Genomic DNA, 21,273 nt, shown 5'->3' with positions numbered 1-21,273 from the left:
AGGCCCATTGACCCCACAACTTTGGAGGATTAGCAAGTGAGCGCCGAGGAACTCGACAACTACGAGGCGGAAGTAGAACTCTCCCTCTACCGCGAATATCGAGATGTTGTAAGCCAGTTCTCCTACGTAGTGGAAACCGAGCGCCGCTTCTACCTGGCGAACGCCGTGGAGCTCATCCCGCACACCTCAGGCCCGGATGTCTACTACGAGGTACGCATGTCTGATGCCTGGGTATGGGACATGTACCGCTCTGCTCGCTTCGTGCGCTACGTCCGCGTTATTACCTACAAGGACGTCAACATCGAGGAGCTGGATAAGCCAGACTTCCTCCTGCCGGAATAGTTATTTCCTTAAAATGTCAGCCCCTGAATAAGGCTGTGCTGGCTTAGCAAACGACACCATCTTTGCGCGCCCTGTCGCGGTAACTTGCCTGAGTCGCGGTGAGTTATCCACAGTTGGCGCGCTTTTTGCGTTTTGGGGCTAGCTATATTCTCTGCTTCTGCGCTGGACTGGGTCTTACAAAGAAAAGTTGATGCGGCTTTTGCGGCGTTTCAGCGGGTGTCGCAGCCCAGGGCGCGGCGAAAGCTCGGAATTTGGGGGAGTAAAGCGTGCTTTTAAGGTCCAATAAGAACCAGGTTTTAGGAAAACGCGGGGAGGCATTTGCCGCGCAGTTTTATCGTGAGCGCGGCGGACAGGTGCTGGCCGCCAACGTGCATTATGCGGTGGGCGAGATTGACCTTATCGTGCAGGAGGGGGCCACGATTGTTTTCGTAGAAGTTAAGACGAGGGCCTCTGATGCTTTTGGGGTAGCCGAAGCCGTTACCCCGCGAAAGCTGGTGCGCATGCGGAAGGCTGCGGCGCAGTGGCTGCAGGATAAACCCTTGTCCGTGGTGCGCTTCGACGTCGTGGCGCTGGTGGCACGCGGCCAGGGATTTGAGCTCACGCACTACGAAGGGGTTGAGCATGGCGCTCGGTAGATGCCATACGACGGCCCTCGAAGGCGTTACCGCGCACGTGGTCACGGTGGAAGCCAACGTGGGAACGGGGCTGCCGGGAGTGCAGGTGGTGGGCATGGCGGATACGGCGATCTCGGAATCGCGAGACCGCATCCGTACTGCGGTGGTTAACTCGCGGCTGCCGTGGGCGAAGACGCGCGTGGTGGTCTCAATGGCGCCGGCGGCTTTGCCGAAGTCAGGTGCACACTTTGACCTTCCCATGGCGTTGGCGATCTTGTCTGCACAGATGCCGCACAATGAACTCCTCGACAATGCGTTGGTGCTTGGTGAGTTGGGCTTAGATGGCAGCGTGCGCCCAGTATCTGGCATCATTCCAGCACTTCTAACGGCGCGGTCCCAGGGCTTCGACACCTTGGTGATCCCGCCGGGCAATGCGGCTGAGGCGACACTGGTGCCGGATATGAACGTGCTGGTGGCACACACGCTTGTCGATGCCTTCGCATGGGCATGCGGCAGCCGGGACTTGCCTTCGGCGCAGGGGATGGAAGTACCAGTTCCCGCATGCGAGGAGGTTCCAGACTTTCGCGACATCGCGGGCCAGAGGGAAGCGAAGTGGGCCGCAGAGGTTGCAGCCGCTGGCGGGCATCACCTGTTGATGGTGGGCCCGCCGGGATCAGGAAAGTCGATGATTGCGGCACGTTTGCCTTCCATCCTGCCCAAGCTGAGCACCGACCAATCCGTCGAGGCCACAGCCATTCACTCCTTGGCGGGCACTCCCGGCGCGGTGGTCTCCCGTGCGCCGTTTATTGCGCCGCATTCCTCGGTTACGCGGGCAGCGCTGCTCGGCGGCGGTGCGGGGAATCCGCGGCCAGGCGCGGTGAGCTTGGCGCATCATGGGGTCTTGTTCCTCGACGAGGCCAGCGAAGTATCCGCGCGCGTATTGGACGGGCTGCGCGCTCCCTTGGAGGACGGGCACGTGACCATCTCGCGTGCGCGGCGCGAAGTTACCTTCCCGGCGCGTTTTCAGCTGGTGCTGGCCGCCAATCCATGCCGTTGTGCCGCTGAGGAGCCAAGCAAGTGCCGGTGTAGGGCGTCTGAGCGACGGAACTATCTCACAAATTTGTCGGGGCCGTTGCGTGACCGCTTGGATATGGTGGTGGATATATCGGGCCGGGCGGCGAGCTTGCATGCGGTGGATGAGGAGCCTTCGGCGGCAATCGCGGAAAGGGTCGCGCAAGCACGGGATCGAGCGAAGCAGCGCTGGCGCGGTGATGGACTTGCCGTTCACAATAACGGTGCGGTGCCAGCTTCGTATTTGCGGCGGAATCGTCCTGCGACGGAGACTGCAATGGCGATGCTTGCGGCCTATCTTGCAGATGGCGAGCTAAGCCAGCGCGGCGTTGACCGTGTACTACGCCTAGCGTGGACGCTGGCAGACCTTGATGGCAGCGCCCAGCCTGACATCGACCATGTGGGCAAGGCGCTAGACCTGCGTGGGGCGGGCGTGCTGGAAAGGCTGGCGGCATGAGTAGCTTAGATTTGTCTACTTCGCTGCATGCTTGGATCTATCTCAACCGAGTGGTGGAAGGTCCATCTCGTACCCTGCACGGTTTGTTGTCCCAGTACCCCGTGGATGAGGTGGCGCATGGTGTCTATCACGCGGCGGACTGGATTGGTGCGTTGCGCGATGAGACGGCAAGTAGGAGGGACTGGCTGCGGCAGGACGAAGACTTGGCAGCGGCGCAGCGCGTGGGCGCGCGGCTGATTACTCCTGAGGATGCTGAATGGCCTCGGGAAGAATTCGCCCAGGCCTTCGGCTTCTATCAGGCAGGCGGCGCCGATGCCCCGGCGACCTTTGATAGCCAGGCCGTTCCACCGCATGCGCTGTGGGTGAAAGGCAAGTCCGTGCGCGAATGCGTGGCTCAGTCGGTAGCTCTCGTGGGAACACGCGCGATTAGTCGCTACGGCTGGGAGGTCTCCAAGTTGCTGGCTGGGGGCTTGGCCAGCCACCAATGGACCACGGTTTCGGGCGGGGCGCTGGGCGTGGATACGACTATCCATGAAGCAACTTTGGAAGCAGGTGGCCAAACAGTCGCGGTTGCGCCATGCGGCATCGATGTTAACTATCCTGCGCGCAATGCGTCCTTGTTCGCGCGGATCGCGGAAAGCGGATGCGTCATCTCTGAGTTCGCGCCCGGGACTACCCCGCAGCGTCATCGTTTCCTCACCCGCAACCGCTTGGTCGCGGCGCTTTCGGCCGGCACTGTGGTGGTAGAAGCCGCGTTTCGTTCAGGGGCTCTCAACACTTTGAACTGGGCGGAGGCGCTCGGCCGGGTAACCATGGCGGTGCCAGGGCCAGTCACCACAGCAGGCTCGCTGGGATGCCATCAACGCATCCAGGACCAGCGGGCGCAGCTGGTGACATCGGTGGATGAGATTCGCGGGTTGGTGGGCAACGTCGGAAGTGTGGATGCGGCAGGGCAGTACGAGCTCGACTTTGCTCCGAGCAAGGTGCAGCAGCTATCTCGCAACGAGCTCAAGGTCTTTGATGCCGCGCCACAAAATAGCGAGGAAGGTGCAACCGCAGAAGACATCGCTCAACAAGCAGGCATGCGCGTGGCCTTGTGTGTCCACCTCTTGGTGGCTTTGCAGAAACAGGGGCTGGTCATGCGCGAGGGCAAGCACTGGCGGCGCAGTGAATGAGATACGAGAACACAAATGACAAAGGCGACAAAGGCGCTGCGCTAGACAGGGGAATGTTGAGCCTTCTGCAACTGGAGTAGACTCCTGGGACATGACACGGAGCGCGGAGGAGCTATCTGGGCAGCTGGTGGAGGCAATCGAGGATTTCGCCGAGCACCAGCTGCTCATCCGTGGGCGCTCGCAGGCCACGGTGAAGGGATACCGCTCCGACCTTCGGGACTTAGCTCGTAGCGTTCCAGATTTTGCGAGTTTCGACCTGAACGCATTGCGCGCCTGGCTCGGTGAGGCTGTCACCGCCGGCAAGTCCCGAGCCACCTTGGCACGCCGCACCGCGGCGGTTCGAGCGTTTTCGACGTGGGCGGTGCGCGAAGGCCATCTTGGCTCGGACGTTGCAGCGCGCTTGGTGACTCCGAAGGTGGGCAAACACCTGCCTAAGGTTCTGGGGGAGAACGAAGCAGGGGAGCTCGTGGGCAATGCCGTCTCGGCCGACGAGGTTCATTTCCTGCGTGATAGTGCGATGCTGGAGCTGCTCTACGCCACCGGCATGCGTGTGGCAGAGCTTGCCGGCCTCGATATCGGTGACCTCGATCTGCGCCGGCAGACCGCGCGGGTTACCGGTAAAGGAAACAAACAGCGCGTGGTGCCTTTTGGAGAGGCAGCCGCTGATGCCTTGCGCACTTGGCTGGATAAGGGCCGCGCGCAATTGGCGGGGGAGACGGAAGCCGTCTTCGTGGGCACACGCGGTGGGCGTATTGACCAACGCCAGGTACGCCGCGTGGTGGAGAAAGCCGCACAGGTAACCGGCGCCAATGGGCTAAGCCCGCACAGCTTGCGGCACACAGCGGCGACCCACCTTCTAGAAGGCGGCGCAGACCTGCGCGTGGTGCAGGAGCTTTTGGGGCACTCGTCCTTGCAGACCACGCAGGTTTATACCCACGTTTCCGCACAGCGGCTCAAGGATGTTTACTCTAAGGCCCATCCACGGGCTTAAGCCGGATCACCGGGGCGTCGAGAAGCGAAAGCGGATCGATATACGTCTTTTCCGGGCCGTCGATAAGCGCGCCCCAGTGCAGGCCAGGCTTGCCGTCCACCGGTGGTGCTAACCTGCCAATGACTTGGCCCTCGCGGACCTTATCGCCCTTGGACACATGCCCGAATACAGGCTGATAGGTCGTGCGCACGCCATCGGCATGCGCGATGGAAACTACGGGTTTGCCCGCCACCTTGCCAACAAAATAGACCTCGCCGTCGCCAGCAGCGCGAACGTCAGAGCCAATCGAAAGCGCCAGGTCCACACCCCGGTGACCAGCGCTCCACTTCTGAGCCGGTGGATCAAAACCTTCCAAAACCCGCGTTGCCATGGCAGCGCCCGTGGTGGGATCGACATATGCCCACGCGGTCGGCGTGTTGGGCGCGCCGGGAGCACAGGGAAGAATGACCAGTTGAAAGGCGCCGAGGCACAGAGCGAGCCAGCAGACATTTGGCTTCGTGCGTATCCAAGAAAAGTTCTTTGCGTTGAGTTTCATAGACCTAGTCTTTGCAATGGGGCAGTGGTGGCGAAAGAGTTGATTAATGCGCTGTGAACAAACTGGGGTTAGTGAGGTGCATGTGAACGATGTGGCGCAGTTTGGGGCCGCGTCAGCGAAAAATTGTGGAAAAGCGCCACTCGTTTTGGACTAGTGCGCAGGATGCGGCTAGAATTTGCCCCAGCAGTGTGTCTGGCATGTTTAAAAACATTTCGATGCGCTGACTACGCGCGGCGAAGTCGTTGCTTCCTGGGTTAAGGAAGAAACAGCCCTGTGTTGACGCGGTCCCCACATGAAGTGGGGTGTTGACCAGAGCCTTCGTTGCTAGGGTGCGGAATAAAACACCGCACATTTTCTTGCAAAACCGAAATAACAACAGAAAGCGAGCGAATCATGGCAGTTGTAACCATGCGCGAGCTCCTCGACGCTGGTGTGCACTTCGGCCACCAGACCCGTCGTTGGAACCCAAAGATGAAGCGTTTCATCTTCACCGACCGTAACGGCATCTACATCATCGATCTTCAGCAGACCCTGACCTACATCGATGAGGCTTTCGAGTTCGTCAAGGAGACCGTTGCCCACGGCGGCACCATCCTCTTCGTCGGCACCAAGAAGCAGGCTCAGGAAGCAGTTGCTGAGGAAGCAACTCGCGTTGGCATGCCTTACGTCAACCACCGTTGGCTGGGCGGCATGCTCACCAACTTCCAGACCGTTTCCAAGCGTCTGAAGCGCATGAAGGAGCTTCAGGCAATGGACGCAGCTGAAGACGGCTACAAGGGCCGCACCAAGAAGGAAGTTCTCATGTTGACGCGCGAGCGCGTCAAGCTGGAGCGCGTTCTCGGTGGCATCTCCGAGATGACCAAGGCGCCTTCCGCACTGTGGATTGTTGACACCAACAAGGAGCACATCGCGGTTAAGGAAGCTCAGAAGCTGAACATCCCAGTTGTTGCCATCCTGGACACCAACTGCGATCCGGATGACGTTGACTTCCCGATCCCGGGCAACGACGACGCAATCCGCGCTACCAAACTGCTGTCCGGCATCATCGCCACCGCAGTTGAAGAGGGCAAGAAGGCCCGCGAGGAGCGCCAGCTGGCTGCAGCTAAGGAAGCTGCCGGCGACTCCGCTGAGAAGGAAGCTCGCGACGCAGCAGAGGCTGCTGCTGCTTCCGACCCAGCATCTGCTGAGTCCGCAGAGTAAAAGACTTTAGGCTAAGCCCCCGCTACCGTTGGATTACGGCCGCGGGGGGTTATTTTTCTGTAAAAACTCACCCCCAAGGGCGGCGTAAAACGTTAGCGTCGAGTACGCTGTCACATCGAATACTGTTTGAAACCAAGGAGGATCGCCCGAACTATGGCGAACTACACTGCTGCAGACGTAAAGGCACTGCGCGAGGCTACCGGCTCCGGCATGCTTGATTGCAAGAAGGCACTCGACGAGTCCAACGGTGACTACGACAAGGCCGTAGAGTTCCTGCGCATCAAGGGCGCAAAGAACGTTTCCAAGCGCGCTGAGCGCGAGGCTACCGAGGGCCTCGTTGCTGTTTCCGGCAACACCATGGTCGAAATCAACTGCGAGACTGACTTCGTTGCAAAGAACGAGGCATTCAAGGCTTTCGCTACCAAGATCGCTGAGGCTGCTGGCGAGGCTAAGGTCAACTCCGGCGAGGAGCTGAACAACCTCGAGATCGACGGCAAGAAGGTTTCTGAGATCGTCGACGAAGAGTCCGCAAAGACCGGCGAGAAGCTGCAGGCACGCCGTGCAGTCACCCTCGAGGGCGACAACGTCGCTGTCTACCTGCACCAGCGTTCCGCTGACCTGCCGCCGGCAGTTGGCGTTCTCGTTTCCTACGAGGGCAACGCTGAGGGCGCACACGCTGTTGCTCTGCAGATCGCAGCTATGAACGCTGAGTACCTGACCCGCGAGGACGTTCCGGCTGAGGTCGTTGAGAAGGAGCGCGAGATCGCTGAGGCTACCACCCGCGAGGAGGGCAAGCCGGAAGCTGCTCTGCCGAAGATCGTGGAAGGTCGCCTGAACGGCTTCTACAAGTCCGTCGTTCTGCTTGAGCAGGCTGCACTGTCCGACTCCAAGAAGACCGTCAAGCAGGTTGCTGAGGAAGCTGGCACCACCATCAAGGGCTTCGTGCGTTATGAGGTCGGCGCCTAAGGCTTCGATTTAAAGCTGCTTGCTTTTTAGCTGCAGACTTTCTAGTGGTCCTGTCGCAATTGCGGCAGGACCATTTCGCGTTTTCTGTGCGGGTGGCATCCACCCCATTGAATATGAGCAATAGAGCTTGTGTGGGTAAGATGGAACGGACTTAAAAACGCCCGCATTAAGGAGACGATGAAGGCCGTGGCTAACCCTGACACCAAGCGAACCGGATACAAGCGCGTAATGCTTAAGCTGGGCGGTGAAATGTTCGGAGGTGGCAAGGTCGGCATCGACCCAGACGTTGTAGAAAACGTCGCCCAGCAGATCGCCGAGATTGCAAAGCAGGGCACCGAGGTCGCCGTAGTCATTGGCGGCGGCAACTTCTTCCGCGGCGCCGAGCTTTCCCAGCGCGGCATGGACCGCGCCCGTTCTGACTACATGGGCATGCTGGGCACCGTCATGAACTCCCTAGCACTGCAGGACTTCCTGAAGCAGCAGGGCGTCGATTGCCGCGTGCAGACCTCCATCAACATGGCTCAGATCGCAGAGCCTTACCTGCCGCTGCGCGCAGACCGCCACCTGGAAAAGGGCCGCGTGGTTATTTTCGGCGCTGGCATGGGCATGCCGTACTTCTCCACTGACACCACCGCCGCACAGCGCGCGCTGGAAATTGGGGCAGAGGTGCTCTTCCTCGCCAAGGCTGTCGACGGCGTCTATTCCGACGACCCACGCACCAACCCTGATGCGGAACTCTACTCCGAAATCACCCCGCGTGAGGTCATCGAGAAGGGGCTAAAGGTTGCAGACGCCACCGCGTTCAGCCTCTGCATGGATAATGACATGCCAATCCTGGTGTTCAACCTGCTGACTGAGGGCAACATCAAGCGCGCCGTCAACGGCGAGCAGATCGGCACCCTGGTTCAGTCCAAGGAAGACTAAGAAAGTACTTTAGGCCACGTCCTTCGCCCCAGAAGGCGTGCGATCCTGCTAGATTCAATCCCAGTTACTTTAAATTCGAAAAGGGGAGTTTTAACCCAATGATCGACGAGATCCAGCTCGAAGCAGAAGAGCACATGACCGCTTCGGTGGAGCACACCCGCGAGCAGCTGGTCACCATCCGTACCGGCCGCGCAAACCCGGCTATGTTCAACGGCTTGGTTGCTGAGTACTACGGTGCGCCGACCCCGATCACCCAGATGGCTACCATCTCCGTTCCGGAACCACGTATGATGCTCATCAAGCCTTATGAGCAGTCCATGATCCAAGAGATCGAAAACGCTATCCGCAACTCCGACTTGGGCGTTAACCCAACCAACGACGGCCACGTTCTGCGCGTAACCATCCCGCAGCTGACCGAGGAGCGCCGCCGCGACCTCGTCAAGCAGGCAAAAGGCAAGGGCGAAGACGGAAAGATTGCTATCCGCAACATCCGCCGCAAGGCCATGGACCAGCTGAAGAAGCTGCAGAAGGACGGCGACGCCGGCGAGGACGAAGTCGTTGCAGCCGAAAAGGAAATGGAAAAGACCACCGCGGGTTATATCGACCAGGTGGATAAGCTCGTTGCCAACAAGGAAAACGAGTTGATGGAGGTCTAAGCCCCTCGAACCTGGCCGCCGGGCACTTTCAGCTCGGGGGCGCTTTTTTGTGAGTATCCCATCTTCCTGTGGAAGGAGCGCGCGTGACTAGCGAGTCGAATCGTCGTCTGCCCAAGCCGAAGAACGGCGCGGGCCGTGACCTGCCTGCGGCGGTCGGGGTAGGCGTGGGCCTTGGCGCACTCGTTGTCTTTGCCGTCTGGGCCGGTGCCTTTGCTTGGTACATGGTCGTGGCAGTAGCCGTCGCTATCGCAATGTGGGAAGTACTCACGCGCCTGCGCGAGCATTCCTTTTTTATGCCTCGCACCCTGCTCATCGTCTTGGGCCAGGCGATGCTTTGGGTCTCCTGGCCTCTGGGAGCCCCCGGCCTCGTAGCGGTCTACGTCGTCGCCGTCTTGGCACTCATGTTTGGCCGTCTCTTCCACAACGGCCGGCATCGCCCGCCGATTAACTATCTGCGCGATATGTCCGTGGGACTTTTCGTCCTGACCTGGATTCCTTTGTTTGCCACGTTTGCGGCGATGCTGTCCCGCGTGGAGACCCCGTTCGCCTCTGGCGCGGCGTCGATTGTGGCCTTCATGCTCTGTGTCGTGGCCTCTGACACCGGCGGCTACGTAGCCGGCGTGATGTTCGGCTCGCACCTCATGGCTCCTGCAGTAAGCCCCAAGAAGTCGTGGGAAGGTTTTATCGGCTCGGTCATCTTTGGCGTTGCCCCCGGTGCCCTTAGCGTGAAGCTGCTGCTGCACCACGATGCATGGGTAGGCGGCCTGATGGGCTTGGGTCTGGTGTTCTGCGCCACCTTGGGCGACCTCGTGGAATCCCAATTTAAGCGCGAGCTGGGTATCAAGGACATGTCCCAGATTCTTCCCGGCCACGGCGGCCTGATGGATCGCCTCGACGGCATGCTTCCTTCCGCCATGGTGACCTGGGTGGCCGTGAACTTCTTGGCTAATTTCCACGGTTTCTAAATTTTTAGCCGAAGGCAAAACCTAAAAGACTCCTCCCTCTCTTCCGGCCACGCGTCGAGCGTGACTTAAGAAGATGCGGGAGGAGATTTTTAATGTATTAGTGTTTGGCTCGCTGGGTATTTAGCGGTTGCGTGCCTTGGCCTGCTTGCGCACCTGGCGGCGCAGCTCGAACATGCGCCACATGCCAACCAGTGCCATGATCAGTGCGCCGGCGATGGCGAAGATGAGGTAGGCGATGCCAGCCGGGAATTCGCCCGACCAGTTCAGGAAGTTCATCGGCACCTTCTGCTGGTTCTGCAGGATAAAGACGATGAGGACGATGAGCAGCAGGAATCCCACGATCAGTGCGGCCCAGGTGGAAGCTGCGAAAGATCCTTTGACCTTCGTGTCCTCTTGCTGGGAGTAAGTGGACTCAACTTCGGTGTGCGTGCCAGTGGTGTTATCAGCGGTGGTCTCTGGCGCGTAGGCGGTCTCGTCTGCGGGGAATTCGTTTTGTGTCATATGTCTATTTAATCCTGCGAGCTGTCGATTGTGCCACTTCGCCTCGGTTTCAATTGGGTAAAAGTGCCGAAAACGTGGAAAAATGGGCGGAACCATGGCTGAAGCATTGAAACTTAATTTCTCCGCCCCTCGGCGCGGTTTGCCGCCGAAGCACTTCGCGGATCTGTCCCACGACGAGCGCATTGACGTCCTCGCGGAAATTGGCCTGCCTAAGTTCCGCGCGAACCAGCTGGCAAAGCACTACTACGTACACCGCACCGCGGATGTCTCCGAGATGACGGACATCCCGGCCGGCAAGCGTGAGGAAGTCCAGGAGCGTCTCTTCCCAACGCTGATGACTCCCATCCGCCAGACCTCCACGGATGACGGGGAGACCACCAAGTCCCTGTGGCGCCTGCACGATGGCACCATGCTCGAGTCTGTGCTTATGCGCTACCCGGGCCGCGCCACCTTGTGTATTTCTTCCCAGGCCGGCTGCGGCATGGCGTGCCCGTTCTGCGCTACCGGTCAGGGCGGCCTCGACCGCAACCTGTCCACCGCAGAGATCGTGGAGCAGTTCCGCCACGCCGCCAAGCTTATGGAGGAAGAAGGCGGCCGCCTGTCCAACGTGGTGTTCATGGGTATGGGCGAGCCGCTGGCCAACTACAAGCGCGTGGTCCACGCCGTGCGCCAGATCACCGGCCAGGACTTGGCGGGCTTTGGCCTTTCCCAGCGCAACGTGACGGTTTCCACCGTGGGACTTGCTCCAGCTATCCGCAAGCTTGCCGACGAAGACCTCTCCTGCACCCTGGCAGTCTCCCTGCACACTCCAGACGATGAGCTGCGTGATTCCCTGGTTCCGGTCAACAACCGCTGGCCGGTCGAGGAGGTCCTCGACGCCGCCCGTTACTACGCTGATAAGTCCGGCCGTCGCGTCTCCATCGAGTACGCGCTTATCCGTGACAAGAATGATCAGGACTTCCGCGCCGACATGCTGGGGCAGAAGCTGCACCGCGCGCTCGGCTCCAAGGTGCACGTCAACGTCATCCCGCTGAACCCAACCCCGGGCTCCGAGTGGGACGCCGCGCCGAAGGCCCGCCAGGACGAGTTCGTCCGCCGTGTCATCGCTCAAGGCGTGCCGTGCACCGTCCGCGATACCAAGGGCGATGAAATCGCCGCCGCCTGCGGCCAGCTCGCTGCCGACGAGCGCGAGTCCGCCTAAAGCTCGGCCAATCCACCCGAGCCATTCACGCCGCCCAAGCCACTCACGCCGCCCAAGCCACTCACGCCGCCCAAGCTCGCCTTGGGCGGCGCTTCAGCTAAAGAGCGCATAAAAATCTCCCCGTCACCCAACAGCAACGTGGGTGGCGGGGAGTATTTCGCGTGTGCGCTTAGTGCATTGCCTTGTGAGCTGGACGAGCGGTTCCGCGCTCGACACGCAGGTGGGAAACGCGAGCCGGGTCGATGTTCAGGGCGCGCAGCTCTGCGTCGTTAAGCTCAGCGTAGGAGCCGGAAACCGTCTTCTGGTCATATACCCAGTCCGGCTCAACGTGGCCAACCGGCTGGTTGCGAGCGGTGACGGTGCGCACCTGGGAGAGGTTCGGGCGCAGGGCGGAGATGATAAGGCCCAGAGCAAGAACGACGGCAAGAGCGATGAGCCAGACGGTCTCAACGTGGCCCTTGTGGTTACCGAAGTTGTAGGCCAGCAGGAAGAGTACAGAAATCCAGCCAGCGATCTGAACGCCAGAGCGGCTGATGCGGGACCAACCAAAACCTGCGGACGGGACATCCTCAGTGGAAACGCCGTCGAAAACCTGCGGTGCCGGCTTGTGGGAAGACACTTGCTCTCCTTTGCGTGTACATGGCGCACTCTGCGCGCGCACATGAAATGCCATTTATTCTGTGTAGTAGTTTAAATCATCCTCGCCGCGTTAGCGAAGAAACACCCCCGGCAATTTCGCTCACCCTATTTTGGCCGCGGCTCGCTAGGGTTGGAGAGGTGAGTACACAGCGCATTCTTATTCTCGGGTCCACGGGCTCCATCGGCACCCAGGCACTGGAAGTTATCGCCGATAACCCGGATAAATTCCAAGTAGTCGGCATCGCCGCGGGCGGTTCCAACCCGCAATTAGTGATAGAGCAGGCCCGTGCTCTCAATCTTTCGTTTGACCACGTGGCGGTGGCGAGTGAGCAGGCTGCACGCGAAGTCTCAGCAGCCTTGGGAGGCCCGGTGCGCACGGGCGCGGATGCCGCTGAGCAGTTGGTGCGCGAAGTCGAAGCAGACAAGGTGCTCAACGCCTTGGTGGGCTCGATGGGCCTGCGCTCTACCATCGCCACGCTGGAGCAGGGGGCGTTTCTTGCTCTGGCCAATAAAGAATCTCTGGTGGCCGGCGGCCATATTGTCACCCGCATGGCAAAGCCGGGCCAGATCATCCCGGTCGATTCCGAGCATTCCGCCATGGCGCAGTGCCTGCGATCCGGCGCGGAAGGGGAGCTGGACAAGCTCGTGTTGACGGCTTCGGGTGGCCCTTTCCGTGGCCGCACGCGTGAGGAGATGTGGGACGTGACCCCGCAGCAAGCGGCGCAGCACCCCACGTGGTCCATGGGGCAGATGAATACGCTTAATTCCGCGACCTTAATTAATAAGGGCTTGGAGCTTATCGAGGCAACCTTGCTCTTCGACATTGCCCCCGAGCGCATCGACGTTACGGTGCACCCGCAGTCCATCATTCATTCCATGGCTACTTTCAAGGATGGCTGCACCATTGCCCAGGCTTCGCCACCTTCGATGAAGCTGCCGATTTCCCTGGCGCTGGATTGGCCGCATCGCGTGCCCGGTGCGCAGCCGGCGCTCGATTTTTCCAAGGCGCACGATTGGCACTTTGAGCCGCTTGACGACGCCGCGTTCCCCGCCGTTTCCCTTGCCCGCGCCGCGGCGGAGGCGGGTGGCACGCATCCGGCGGTCTACAACGCCGCGAACGAGGAGGCTGCGGCGGCTTTCTTGGCAGGCCGCATCCACTTCCCAGAGATCGTCGACGTGGTTGACAAGGTCGTGGGGGAGGCCTCCCAGTTCGCTGGTGTACCCTCATCCGTCGAGGATGTAATCGCCGTTGAGGGCGAGGCCCGCCGGCGCGCAAACGCGCTGGTGGACACTTTGGCTAACTAGAAAGCTTTCACCACTATGGCAAATATCCTGGGCATCGTCTTATTCGCCCTGGGAATCGGTATCACCGTTGCTTTGCACGAGGCTGGACACATGTTCAGCGCTCGTGCTTTCGGCATGCGCGTGCGCCGTTTCTACATCGGCTTTGGCCCCAAGATCGCGGGCTTTACTCGCGGGCACACCGAGTACGGCCTAGCGGCCTTCCCGGTGGGCGGTTTCTGCGACATCGCGGGCATGACGGAACAAGATGACTTCCTCACGGAGGAGGAAGAGCCGCATGCGATGTACAAAAAGCCGGCATGGCAGCGCGTCATCGTGATGGCTGGCGGCATCACGGTCAACCTCTTTTTGGGTTTTGTCATCTTGCTGCTCATCGCCATGACGGCGGGCATTCCGAACCCGGATGCAGACGTGCGCCCACGAGTGGGCGAGGTGGTTTGCTCAGCAGATCAGAACCAGCAGGGCGAGTTTGCGGACTGCCAGGGCGAGGGGCCTGCGGGCAAGGCTGGAGTGAAGGTCGGCGACATCGTCGTGGCCTTGGACGGCAAGCCTTTGCAAAGCTTTGCGCAGCTGCGCGAGGAGGTCTTCCCGCGCCCGGGGGAGAAGGTGCAACTCGAGGTCGAGCGCGATGGCCAGCACAAGACGCTGGAGATCACTCTGGATTCGGTCAAGCGTTTGAATCAGGAGGGCGCGCTTGTCGACGCCGGCTCCATCGGCCTGGTCAACCAGCCGGTAGATACCACGGAAAAGCATGACTTTATCGGCGCCTTCCCGGCTACGGCGCGTTATGCGGGCTATGTCTTAGACGCGACTGTCGACGGCATCATTCAGTTCCCGGCCAAGGTACCTGGGGTAGTGGCCTCCATCTTTGGTCACGAGCGCGATGTCAACGGTCCGATGTCCGTGGTTGGCGCTTCCCGGGTAGGCGGCGAGCTGGTGGAGCGTAGCCTGTGGTCGACCTTCTTCATGATGCTGGCGACGCTGAACTTCTTCCTGGCTTTGTTCAACCTCATTCCGCTGCCGCCTTTTGATGGCGGTCACATTGCGGTCATCATTTATGAAAAGATTCGCGACGCCATCCGCCGCTTGCTTGGCAAGGAGCCGAAGGGTCCGGCCGACTACACAGCCTTGATGCCTATTACTTATGCCATCGCGGCCGTGCTGATGGTGGTTGGTGCGCTCATCATCGTCGCCGATGTGGTCAACCCGATCCGCCTCTTCGGCTAAGCCTCTTCGGCTTAGCGCTATTGCTCGTCCCGGGCGCAGGGCGGGCATGAGTCTAGGCACTAAGCGGTGCTAAAGTGGTGACGTTAAATCCCCATTTAAATTCCATGCTTGGTTAAGGAGCATTCATGTCGACCCCAATCGGTCTTGGTATCCCAGACGGCCCACCTCCTACCTTGGCTCCGCGACGCAAAACGCGTCAGCTTTTCGTAGGCCCTGTTGGCGTTGGCTCCGAGCACCCGATTTCGGTGCAGTCCATGACCACCACCAAGACCCACGACGTTAACGCCACGCTGCAGCAGATTGCGCAGCTGACCGCCACCGGTTGTGACATCGTGCGCGTTGCTTGCCCGAAGCCAGTCGACGCTGAGGCGCTGCCTGCGATTGCGAAGAAGTCCCCGATCCCGGTCATCGCGGATATCCACTTCCAGCCGAAGTACATCTTCCAGGCCATCGATGCCGGCTGCGCGGCTATCCGCGTGAACCCTGGTAACATCAAGGAGTTCGACGGCCGCGTCAAGGAAGTTGCTAAGGCAGCCGGTGACGCTGGCATCCCGATCCGCATCGGCGTCAACGGCGGTTCCCTGGATAAGCGCCTGCTCGAAAAGTACGGCAAGGCCACCCCAGAGGCTCTCGTCGAGTCCGCTATCTGGGAGGCTGGCCTCTTTGAGGAGTATGGCTTCGGCGACATCGCAATTTCCGTGAAGCACTCTGACCCAGTCCTGATGGTTGAGGCTTATCGCCAGCTGGCTGCGAAGACCGATTACCCGCTGCACCTCGGCGTTACCGAGGCAGGCCCGAAGTTCATGGGCACCATCAAGTCCTCCGTGGCTTTCGGCGCCCTGCTTTCTGAGGGCATTGGCGATACCATCCGCGTTTCGCTTTCCGCCGATCCGGTTGAGGAAATCAAGGTTGGTGACCAGATTCTGCAGTCGCTAAACCTGCGTCCACGCAAGCTGGAGATCGTCTCCTGCCCGTCCTGTGGCCGTGCCCAGGTGGACGTTTATAAGCTCGCCGAGGAAGTTACCGCTGGTCTCGAGGGCATGGAGTTCCCGCTGCGCGTGGCTGTTATGGGTTGTGTTGTTAACGGCCCAGGTGAGGCGCGCGATGCTGACTTGGGTGTTGCTTCCGGCAACGGCAAGGGTCAGATCTTTGTCAAGGGCGAGGTCATCAAGACTGTCCCTGAGTCCCAGATTGTGGAAACCCTCATCGAGGAAGCAATGCGCATTGCTGACGAGGAAGGCTTGGAGGCCGTCGAGGGTGCCAAGGCTGAGGTCCGCGTAACCCGCTAGAGCCCACAGAAAACTCAGCATAAAACACGATAAAAATTGTCCGCTTCACACTTCGGTGTGGGGCGGACTTTTTGTCTCTTTCGGCTGCTAGTATGCCGAAACATGAGAAAGATGGTGGCGCTGCTGTGTGCGGCTTCGTTTGGGGCTAGCTCGCTGGTGGCGTGCACGCCGAAACCTGTTTCGGCGGAGCCTGTTGCGGAAAAATTCATCGCGGACATGGAAGCCCGCAACAACGATGAGCTGGCAACGCTGGTGGATAATCCGGACGCCACCACGTCCACCCTGGATGCCACCTACTCGGGCCTGCAGGCAGAAGGTCTTGATATTGAGCTTGGTGATGTACCCCAGGATGACTCGCACGCCGCGGCCAAGTACAAGGTGACGTGGGACCTGCCCAAGGACCGCACCTTGAGCTACGACACCGAGATGACCTTGACCAAGAAAGACAAGGACTGGCAGGGGCGCTGGCAGCCGAGCCTGGTGCACCCGAACTTGGGCGCGCATCAGCACTTGGAGTTGCGCGCCATTGACGCCAAGCGTGCGAGCGTGGTTTCCTCCGACGGCGTGGAGCTACTATCGCCGGGCCTGCAGTACCGCGTGGTGGTGGACAAGGAAAAGGCGGGGGATATGCGCCCGCTGGCTGCCAAGATTTCAAGCGCGTTGAACCAGGCGCATGCCCAGGACGATTCCGTGCCGGAGAAGGACGCGGGGGAGTTAGCTAAGGAGCTGGAGGGCTCTGAGGGCAATAGCTACTCGGTGACGATGCTCAATGAGGCCCAGGCGGAGCAGGTGCGCCCGCAGTTGGAGCACATCGAAGGCGTGCGTTTGAACGAGGAGCCTGCGATGGTGACGAGGGAGACGGGCCTGGCCCCGGATATCCTGGCGCGCGTGCGCTCGATTGTTTCGGATGAGGTCGAGGGCAATTCTGGTTGGTCTATTTCGGTGGTCAATGAAAACGGTGCCGCGCTTAGCGACGTCGAGCTGCATCAACCCGAGGAATCTCCCTCCATTCGCGTTGGCTTGGACTACAATGTGCAGCGCGCGGCCCAGGAAGCGGTGAACATGCGCGCTGACTCCGAGGCGATGCTCGTTGCCATCCGCCCCTCCAACGGTGAGATCCTTGCCGTTGCGCAGACTGAGCAGGCAGACAAGAAGGGTGATATCGCGCTGCAGGGTCAGTTCCCTCCGGGCTCGGTGTTCAAGATCATCACGGCCTCGGCCGCGGTGGATAAGCAGGGCGCTACGGCGGATACCATCGTCCCGTGCCCGGGCACGATGAATCTGTTTGGCCGCACCGTCACCAACTACAACGGCTTTTCGCTGGGCAGCGTGCCGATGCGCCAGGCTTTTGCACAGTCTTGTAACACCACCTTCGCTGAGGTCTCGACCAACTTGAAGGAAGGCGAGCTGGCGAAGACGGGCAAGGAGTTCGGCCTGGGCATTGATTACGACATCCCGGGGCTGACCACTATCACGGGCTCCATTCCAGAGGGCAAGACTCCGTTGGAGCGCACCGAAGCAGGATATGGCCAGGGCGCGGACTTGGCTAGCCCGTTCGGCATGGCCTTGGTTTCTGCAACGGTGGCGGCCGGCAAGACGCCGATGCCGACTCTGCTGTCGAACCACAAGACGAAGGCGTCTGAGGACGCCCCGGCACCTGACCCTCACGTGCTGGAGAATGTCCGCGACATGATGCGCGCGGTGGTTACCGGCGGTACGGCATCGGGTATGCAGGCCGGCGGTACCATTTACGGCAAGACCGGTGAGGCTGAGATCAACGAAGGCTCCCACGCCTGGTTTACTGGTTACCGCGAAGATGACATCGCCTTTGCCACGCTCGTTGTCTTGGGCGGTGGTTCCGATACCTCGGTCAACATCACCGACAACTTCCTGCAGAAGCTCGACGCTTACCGCGCCGAGGGCAACGGCTCGGCTCCCGCGCCACAAGAAGGCGAGTAGCACGCACGCAACCCAGCGCTAGCCGCAGCACTTAACCTGGTTAGCCGCGGGGTGGGGAACAGGACTACCATGGTCAAACATGAGTAATCGCGCAAAATTGCCCCCTCAGAAGCCCACCCCGATCCGTACCGTTCCGGATTCCATTGAGCGCCCGGAATACGTCTGGAAGGAAACCGTCCAGGAAGCGATGGGTGAGCCTTTCGTTCAGACCCCTGAGACCATTGAGGCCATGCGCGAGGCATCCAAGATTGCCGCTAACGCCCTGCAGGAGGCCGGCAAGGCTGTCGCTCCTGGCGTTACGACTGATGAGCTGGACCGCATCGCGCATGAGTACATGCTGGATCATGGTGCATACCCTTCGACACTGGGTTACATGGGCTTCCCGAAGTCCTGCTGCATCTCGCTGAACGAGATCATCTGCCACGGTATCCCGGATAGCACCGTGATTGAGGATGGCGACATCGTCAACATCGACGTCACCGCATTCAAGAATGGTGTCCACGGCGATACCAACGCTACCTTCCTCGCTGGAAACGTTTCTGAGGAGCACAAGCTCCTTGTTGAACGCACCCACGAGGCAATGATGCGCGGCATTAAGGCGGCAAAGCCAGGCCGTGAGGTTAACGTCATCGGCCGCGTTATCGAGTCTTACGCCAACCGCTTTGGCTACAACGTTGTCCGTGACTTCACCGGCCACGGCGTTGGCCCTACCTTCCACAACGGCCTCGTGGTTCTGCACTACGATTCCACCACGTACCGTGACATCCTCGAGCCAGGCATGACCCTTACCATCGAGCCGATGATCAACCTCGGTTCCCTTGATTACGAAATCTGGGACAATGACTGGACCGTGCAGAACGTTGACGGCAAGTTCACCGCACAGTTCGAGCACACCCTCGTCATCACCAACGACGGCGCCGAAATCCTCACGCTGCCAGACGAGAACTAACCGAAGCTAGAAACCTAAGCCAACACAATATAGTGGCGCCCTCCATCTTGGAAGGCGCCACATTTTCTATCTGACCCCGACTCAATACTGAGCCCAGATACGCGAAAAGCGCTCCTTCCCCAAAAGGGGAGGAGCGCCAGCGCTTTGAAAGTCCTAGAACCTTCTACCGTGAATTAGCGGCGGAAGATTGGGTCCAGGATGTGCTGCGGCAGGATGCCGGTGTAGACAGCCTGGTTGTAAGCAGCGATCAGGCCACCGATAGCAGCAACGATGCCAGCAGCGATGGTGCCATCGCGCCAAACGAGGGACCAGGGTGCGTCGTTGTTCTTGTCATTGGTCTCCTTGCCAAGAAGATCGGTGCCGACAACCTCTTCATCAGCCTTCAGCCAGTCACCGAGCTTGGAGGAACCAGAGAAAGAGGAGGTCTGGGACTGGGTGTCAGGCTCTGCTGCGGACGCAGCGGAAACGCCGCCGAAAGCGACGGTGGTAGCAGTTGCGAGTGCAACAGCAGCGGTACGGAAGTTACGCATTATTTTGCCTTTCGGAATTCTTGATAGTGCTGATTAGCGAGCGAACGGGCCGTGAACGATGAAGTTGTAAACAGGGCCGATGACGCCGCCAACGAGAGCGCCGATGCCGCCAACGATGGTTGCAGCGTAGAGAGCCTTAGCCCATGCCGGAACTGCGGAGAAGTCCTTGGAGGAACCAAAGATGTCGCGGCCATTGGTGGCCTGATCGTTCTCGAGATCGATCTTGGAAGACAGGGAGCCTTCGCCCTTGGTCTCGCCTTCGGAGTTTGCCAGGTCGTTGGAAGAACCAGCGAAGATTCCGTCGTAGGAGGAACCGTCAGCGGTCTCAGCAGCGGAAGCAACGGTGGTGCCACCGAATGCTACAGCGATTGCGGTTGCGCCGGCGAGGGCTGCATTGCGGATACGCATATCAAAAATCCTTAAATGTCGTACTTGCAAGGCTTTCGATGGAAAACCTAAGTGTTTTGTGGAAACTACTCCCGAAATTGCTTTCAGAGGATTTCCAGAAACACGCGGTCGCCGGTTTAATATCGGCTCGAGCCGGGGTCCTCAATCAAGGTAGCCCCTATGTACTTAAATTGCACGTCACGTTTGTAATTTGATTTAGAAATCTTTCGGGGCTGCCCCCGAAACCGGTCGGATTTGCAACGATGGATTTCGGGATGGTCCCCGCGCTCAAGTGGGCAAACTCTTCTTCTGAGGTTTCCTGTGGGGGTAATTGTGATGTTAGTCACGTAACACAGTCGTTTGCCAGTTTAATCCAAGGACTGCGTTTTCCACGAGCTCCGGCAGAGCTGGATGGATCCAGTATTGCTTCCGAGCAAATGTGCGCATGTCAACGTTGTAAACCATGGCGGTGATGAGTTGCTGGATTAGCGTCGATGCTTGGGGTCCCATTAGGTGTGCGCCTAGTAGGCGGCCGGTTTCTTTGCAAGCGATTAGCTTACAAATTCCTGAATTATCTTCCATGGCCCATCCATAGGCAACATCCCCGTAGTTCTGAACCTTAACGGTAATGTTGTACCCCTGTTCGAGGGCTGCTTCCTCCGTTAGACCAACGCTCGCGATCTGCGGATGAGTGAAAACAGCCGCCGGGACGTGCTCATGCGGCATAGCCTGAAGCTCCTCAGGGTGAAGGAGGTTGTGCTGCACCGCGCGCATCTCTGCATTCGCAACGTGCTTGAGCATGTAGGGAGACGAGACGTCGCCAAGCGCCCAAACGCCCTCCACGGAGGTGCGGCCAAACTCGTCGACCTTGATGCGGCCGTCCTCACGGACCTCAATGCCTGCCTTGTCCAAGTCCATCAAGTCGCCGTTTGGTTTGCGGCCCGTTGCCACCAAGATTGCCTCGGCCTCAACTGTGGAACCATCCTCCAGTGTCAGCGCTACACCTTCCGCAGTCTCCTCCAGTCTCTGGGTATTCGCGATGCGAACATCGAAGCGCTCACGGGCGAGCTTGTTGAAGCGCTCCACAATGTCGTGGTCCAGGTGGCGCAGGAGCTTCTCGGAACGGTTGACCACCGTGACCTTCGTGCCAAGACCATCGAAGACGTGGGCAAACTCCATGGCAATGTAGCCGCCGCCCACGATAATCAGGCTTTCCGGCTGCTTAGGCATGCGCATGATGTTCTCGTTCGTATAGAACTTCACGCCGGAATCCTTGTATACCGCAGGAATAGATGGGCGAGAGCCCGCCGCAATGACAACCTGTTCGCCAGTAATGACTTCATCGCCCACCGCAATTGCCTTGGGGCCTAAGAACGTGGCGTGCTTGTCAAAG

At 59.7% G+C, this 21,273-nt stretch carries 22 protein-coding genes; 16 read left to right on the top strand and 6 right to left on the bottom strand.

From position 1 onward, the window contains the following. The first annotated feature begins 36 nt into the window (after positions 1 to 36). From HMPREF2724_RS03975 to HMPREF2724_RS03955, 5 genes are all read left to right on the top strand, one after another. Positions 37 to 342, top strand: a complete 306-nt coding sequence (locus HMPREF2724_RS03975; protein WP_061923219.1) for a DUF2469 domain-containing protein — start codon at positions 37 to 39, stop codon at positions 340 to 342. 266 nt (positions 343 to 608) lie between these two features. Then, positions 609 to 977: a YraN family protein gene (locus HMPREF2724_RS03970; RefSeq protein ID WP_061923217.1), complete on the top strand. Its 369-nt coding sequence runs from the start codon at positions 609 to 611 to the stop codon at positions 975 to 977. Next, on the top strand, positions 964 to 2,484 hold the full coding sequence (locus tag HMPREF2724_RS03965) for a YifB family Mg chelatase-like AAA ATPase (RefSeq protein WP_070518834.1): 1,521 nt from the start codon (positions 964 to 966) through the stop codon (positions 2,482 to 2,484). The genes HMPREF2724_RS03970 and HMPREF2724_RS03965 overlap by 14 nt, the downstream gene beginning before the upstream one ends. Then, a complete protein-coding gene (gene dprA / locus HMPREF2724_RS03960; protein ID WP_070587280.1) occupies positions 2,481 to 3,659 on the top strand; it encodes a DNA-processing protein DprA in 1,179 nt (392 codons plus the stop codon). The genes HMPREF2724_RS03965 and dprA overlap by 4 nt, the downstream gene beginning before the upstream one ends. A 91-nt stretch (positions 3,660 to 3,750) precedes the next feature. Continuing rightward, positions 3,751 to 4,650, top strand: a complete 900-nt coding sequence (locus HMPREF2724_RS03955; protein WP_061923208.1) for a tyrosine recombinase XerC — start codon at positions 3,751 to 3,753, stop codon at positions 4,648 to 4,650. Here the strand turns inward: HMPREF2724_RS03955 and HMPREF2724_RS03950 are convergent. After that, positions 4,628 to 5,185 (bottom strand): M23 family metallopeptidase, encoded by a 558-nt coding sequence (locus HMPREF2724_RS03950; protein WP_083286117.1) that lies wholly within the window; start codon positions 5,183 to 5,185, stop codon positions 4,628 to 4,630. The genes HMPREF2724_RS03955 and HMPREF2724_RS03950 overlap by 23 nt on opposite strands. A gap of 393 nt (positions 5,186 to 5,578) precedes the next feature. On the opposite strand from HMPREF2724_RS03950, the gene rpsB reads away from it, so the two are divergent. The 5 genes from rpsB to HMPREF2724_RS03925 all read left to right on the top strand — a co-directional run bounded on the left by rpsB (position 5,579) and on the right by HMPREF2724_RS03925 (position 9,896). Continuing rightward, positions 5,579 to 6,385 carry a 30S ribosomal protein S2 gene (gene rpsB / locus HMPREF2724_RS03945; RefSeq protein ID WP_061923205.1) on the top strand — a complete coding sequence of 269 codons (807 nt, stop codon included), beginning with the start codon at positions 5,579 to 5,581 and terminating at the stop codon, positions 6,383 to 6,385. Positions 6,386 to 6,538: 153 nt separating this feature from the next. Next, the gene (tsf, locus tag HMPREF2724_RS03940; RefSeq protein ID WP_061923201.1) at positions 6,539 to 7,351 is read left to right on the top strand and encodes a translation elongation factor Ts; all 813 of its coding nucleotides are present in this window, start codon (positions 6,539 to 6,541) and stop codon (positions 7,349 to 7,351) included. Between the two features lie 177 nt (positions 7,352 to 7,528). Beyond that, positions 7,529 to 8,275, top strand: a complete 747-nt coding sequence (gene pyrH, locus HMPREF2724_RS03935; protein ID WP_061923198.1) for a UMP kinase — start codon at positions 7,529 to 7,531, stop codon at positions 8,273 to 8,275. A gap of 98 nt (positions 8,276 to 8,373) precedes the next feature. Next, a complete protein-coding gene (gene frr, locus HMPREF2724_RS03930; RefSeq protein ID WP_061923195.1) occupies positions 8,374 to 8,931 on the top strand; it encodes a ribosome recycling factor in 558 nt (185 codons plus the stop codon). 83 nt (positions 8,932 to 9,014) lie between these two features. After that, the gene (locus HMPREF2724_RS03925; protein ID WP_210386676.1) at positions 9,015 to 9,896 is read left to right on the top strand and encodes a phosphatidate cytidylyltransferase; all 882 of its coding nucleotides are present in this window, start codon (positions 9,015 to 9,017) and stop codon (positions 9,894 to 9,896) included. Between the two features lie 120 nt (positions 9,897 to 10,016). On the opposite strand, the gene HMPREF2724_RS03920 is transcribed toward HMPREF2724_RS03925, so the two are convergent. Further along, positions 10,017 to 10,397, bottom strand: a complete 381-nt coding sequence (locus HMPREF2724_RS03920; protein ID WP_061923193.1) for a LapA family protein — start codon at positions 10,395 to 10,397, stop codon at positions 10,017 to 10,019. Positions 10,398 to 10,491: 94 nt separating this feature from the next. Here HMPREF2724_RS03920 and rlmN point away from each other — a divergent pair, with 94 nt between their 5' ends. Continuing rightward, a complete protein-coding gene (rlmN, locus tag HMPREF2724_RS03915) occupies positions 10,492 to 11,598 on the top strand; it encodes a dual-specificity RNA methyltransferase RlmN (protein WP_070587390.1) in 1,107 nt (368 codons plus the stop codon). A 169-nt stretch (positions 11,599 to 11,767) separates the two neighbouring features. On the opposite strand, the gene HMPREF2724_RS03910 is transcribed toward rlmN, so the two are convergent. Continuing rightward, the gene (locus HMPREF2724_RS03910; protein WP_070587278.1) at positions 11,768 to 12,217 is read right to left on the bottom strand and encodes a DUF2631 domain-containing protein; all 450 of its coding nucleotides are present in this window, start codon (positions 12,215 to 12,217) and stop codon (positions 11,768 to 11,770) included. A gap of 158 nt (positions 12,218 to 12,375) precedes the next feature. On the opposite strand from HMPREF2724_RS03910, the gene dxr reads away from it, so the two are divergent. The 5 genes from dxr to map all read left to right on the top strand — a co-directional run bounded on the left by dxr (position 12,376) and on the right by map (position 18,963). Then, positions 12,376 to 13,542: a 1-deoxy-D-xylulose-5-phosphate reductoisomerase gene (gene dxr, locus HMPREF2724_RS03905; RefSeq protein WP_061923187.1), complete on the top strand. Its 1,167-nt coding sequence runs from the start codon at positions 12,376 to 12,378 to the stop codon at positions 13,540 to 13,542. Positions 13,543 to 13,557: 15 nt separating this feature from the next. Beyond that, positions 13,558 to 14,766, top strand: a complete 1,209-nt coding sequence (locus tag HMPREF2724_RS03900) for a M50 family metallopeptidase (protein WP_061923184.1) — start codon at positions 13,558 to 13,560, stop codon at positions 14,764 to 14,766. Between the two features lie 125 nt (positions 14,767 to 14,891). After that, positions 14,892 to 16,055, top strand: coding sequence for a flavodoxin-dependent (E)-4-hydroxy-3-methylbut-2-enyl-diphosphate synthase (ispG, locus tag HMPREF2724_RS03895; protein ID WP_061923181.1), 1,164 nt, complete (start codon positions 14,892 to 14,894; stop codon positions 16,053 to 16,055). Between the two features lie 102 nt (positions 16,056 to 16,157). Further along, a complete protein-coding gene (locus HMPREF2724_RS03890) occupies positions 16,158 to 18,014 on the top strand; it encodes a penicillin-binding transpeptidase domain-containing protein (protein WP_070587275.1) in 1,857 nt (618 codons plus the stop codon). 79 nt (positions 18,015 to 18,093) lie between these two features. Next, entirely contained in the window at positions 18,094 to 18,963 is an 870-nt protein-coding gene (gene map, locus HMPREF2724_RS03885; RefSeq protein ID WP_070587273.1) for a type I methionyl aminopeptidase, read from the top strand. Positions 18,964 to 19,136: 173 nt separating this feature from the next. Here the strand turns inward: map and HMPREF2724_RS03880 are convergent, their stop codons facing one another. The 3 genes from HMPREF2724_RS03880 to HMPREF2724_RS03870 all read right to left on the bottom strand — a co-directional run. Further along, positions 19,137 to 19,493 (bottom strand): hypothetical protein, encoded by a 357-nt coding sequence (locus HMPREF2724_RS03880; RefSeq protein ID WP_070518829.1) that lies wholly within the window; start codon positions 19,491 to 19,493, stop codon positions 19,137 to 19,139. 33 nt (positions 19,494 to 19,526) lie between these two features. Next, entirely contained in the window at positions 19,527 to 19,901 is a 375-nt protein-coding gene (locus HMPREF2724_RS03875) for a hypothetical protein (protein WP_070433242.1), read from the bottom strand. Positions 19,902 to 20,219: 318 nt separating this feature from the next. Beyond that, on the bottom strand, positions 20,220 to 21,273 hold a 1,054-nt coding region (locus tag HMPREF2724_RS03870; protein ID WP_246818201.1), incomplete at its 5' end, for a mycothione reductase.

It is taken from the genome of Corynebacterium sp. HMSC071F07 (genome assembly GCF_001810285.1).
Taxonomy (GTDB): domain Bacteria; phylum Actinomycetota; class Actinomycetes; order Mycobacteriales; family Mycobacteriaceae; genus Corynebacterium; species Corynebacterium simulans.
Note: the sequence above shows the minus strand (reverse complement) of the source record. Positions and strands in the feature narration are given on the sequence as shown.

Coding starts and splice junctions, on each gene's coding strand:
- HMPREF2724_RS03965 (WP_070518834.1), top strand. CDS start 964: ATGGCGCTCGGTAGATGCCATACGACGGCCCTCGAAGGCGTTACCGCG.
- dprA (WP_070587280.1), top strand. CDS start 2,481: ATGAGTAGCTTAGATTTGTCTACTTCGCTGCATGCTTGGATCTATCTC.
- HMPREF2724_RS03955 (WP_061923208.1), top strand. CDS start 3,751: ATGACACGGAGCGCGGAGGAGCTATCTGGGCAGCTGGTGGAGGCAATC.
- HMPREF2724_RS03950 (WP_083286117.1), bottom strand. CDS start 5,185: ATGAAACTCAACGCAAAGAACTTTTCTTGGATACGCACGAAGCCAAAT.
- rpsB (WP_061923205.1), top strand. CDS start 5,579: ATGGCAGTTGTAACCATGCGCGAGCTCCTCGACGCTGGTGTGCACTTC.
- tsf (WP_061923201.1), top strand. CDS start 6,539: ATGGCGAACTACACTGCTGCAGACGTAAAGGCACTGCGCGAGGCTACC.
- pyrH (WP_061923198.1), top strand. CDS start 7,529: ATGAAGGCCGTGGCTAACCCTGACACCAAGCGAACCGGATACAAGCGC.
- frr (WP_061923195.1), top strand. CDS start 8,374: ATGATCGACGAGATCCAGCTCGAAGCAGAAGAGCACATGACCGCTTCG.
- HMPREF2724_RS03920 (WP_061923193.1), bottom strand. CDS start 10,397: ATGACACAAAACGAATTCCCCGCAGACGAGACCGCCTACGCGCCAGAG.
- rlmN (WP_070587390.1), top strand. CDS start 10,492: ATGGCTGAAGCATTGAAACTTAATTTCTCCGCCCCTCGGCGCGGTTTG.
- HMPREF2724_RS03900 (WP_061923184.1), top strand. CDS start 13,558: ATGGCAAATATCCTGGGCATCGTCTTATTCGCCCTGGGAATCGGTATC.
- ispG (WP_061923181.1), top strand. CDS start 14,892: ATGTCGACCCCAATCGGTCTTGGTATCCCAGACGGCCCACCTCCTACC.
- HMPREF2724_RS03890 (WP_070587275.1), top strand. CDS start 16,158: ATGAGAAAGATGGTGGCGCTGCTGTGTGCGGCTTCGTTTGGGGCTAGC.
- map (WP_070587273.1), top strand. CDS start 18,094: ATGAGTAATCGCGCAAAATTGCCCCCTCAGAAGCCCACCCCGATCCGT.
- HMPREF2724_RS03880 (WP_070518829.1), bottom strand. CDS start 19,493: ATGCGTAACTTCCGTACCGCTGCTGTTGCACTCGCAACTGCTACCACC.
- HMPREF2724_RS03875 (WP_070433242.1), bottom strand. CDS start 19,901: ATGCGTATCCGCAATGCAGCCCTCGCCGGCGCAACCGCAATCGCTGTA.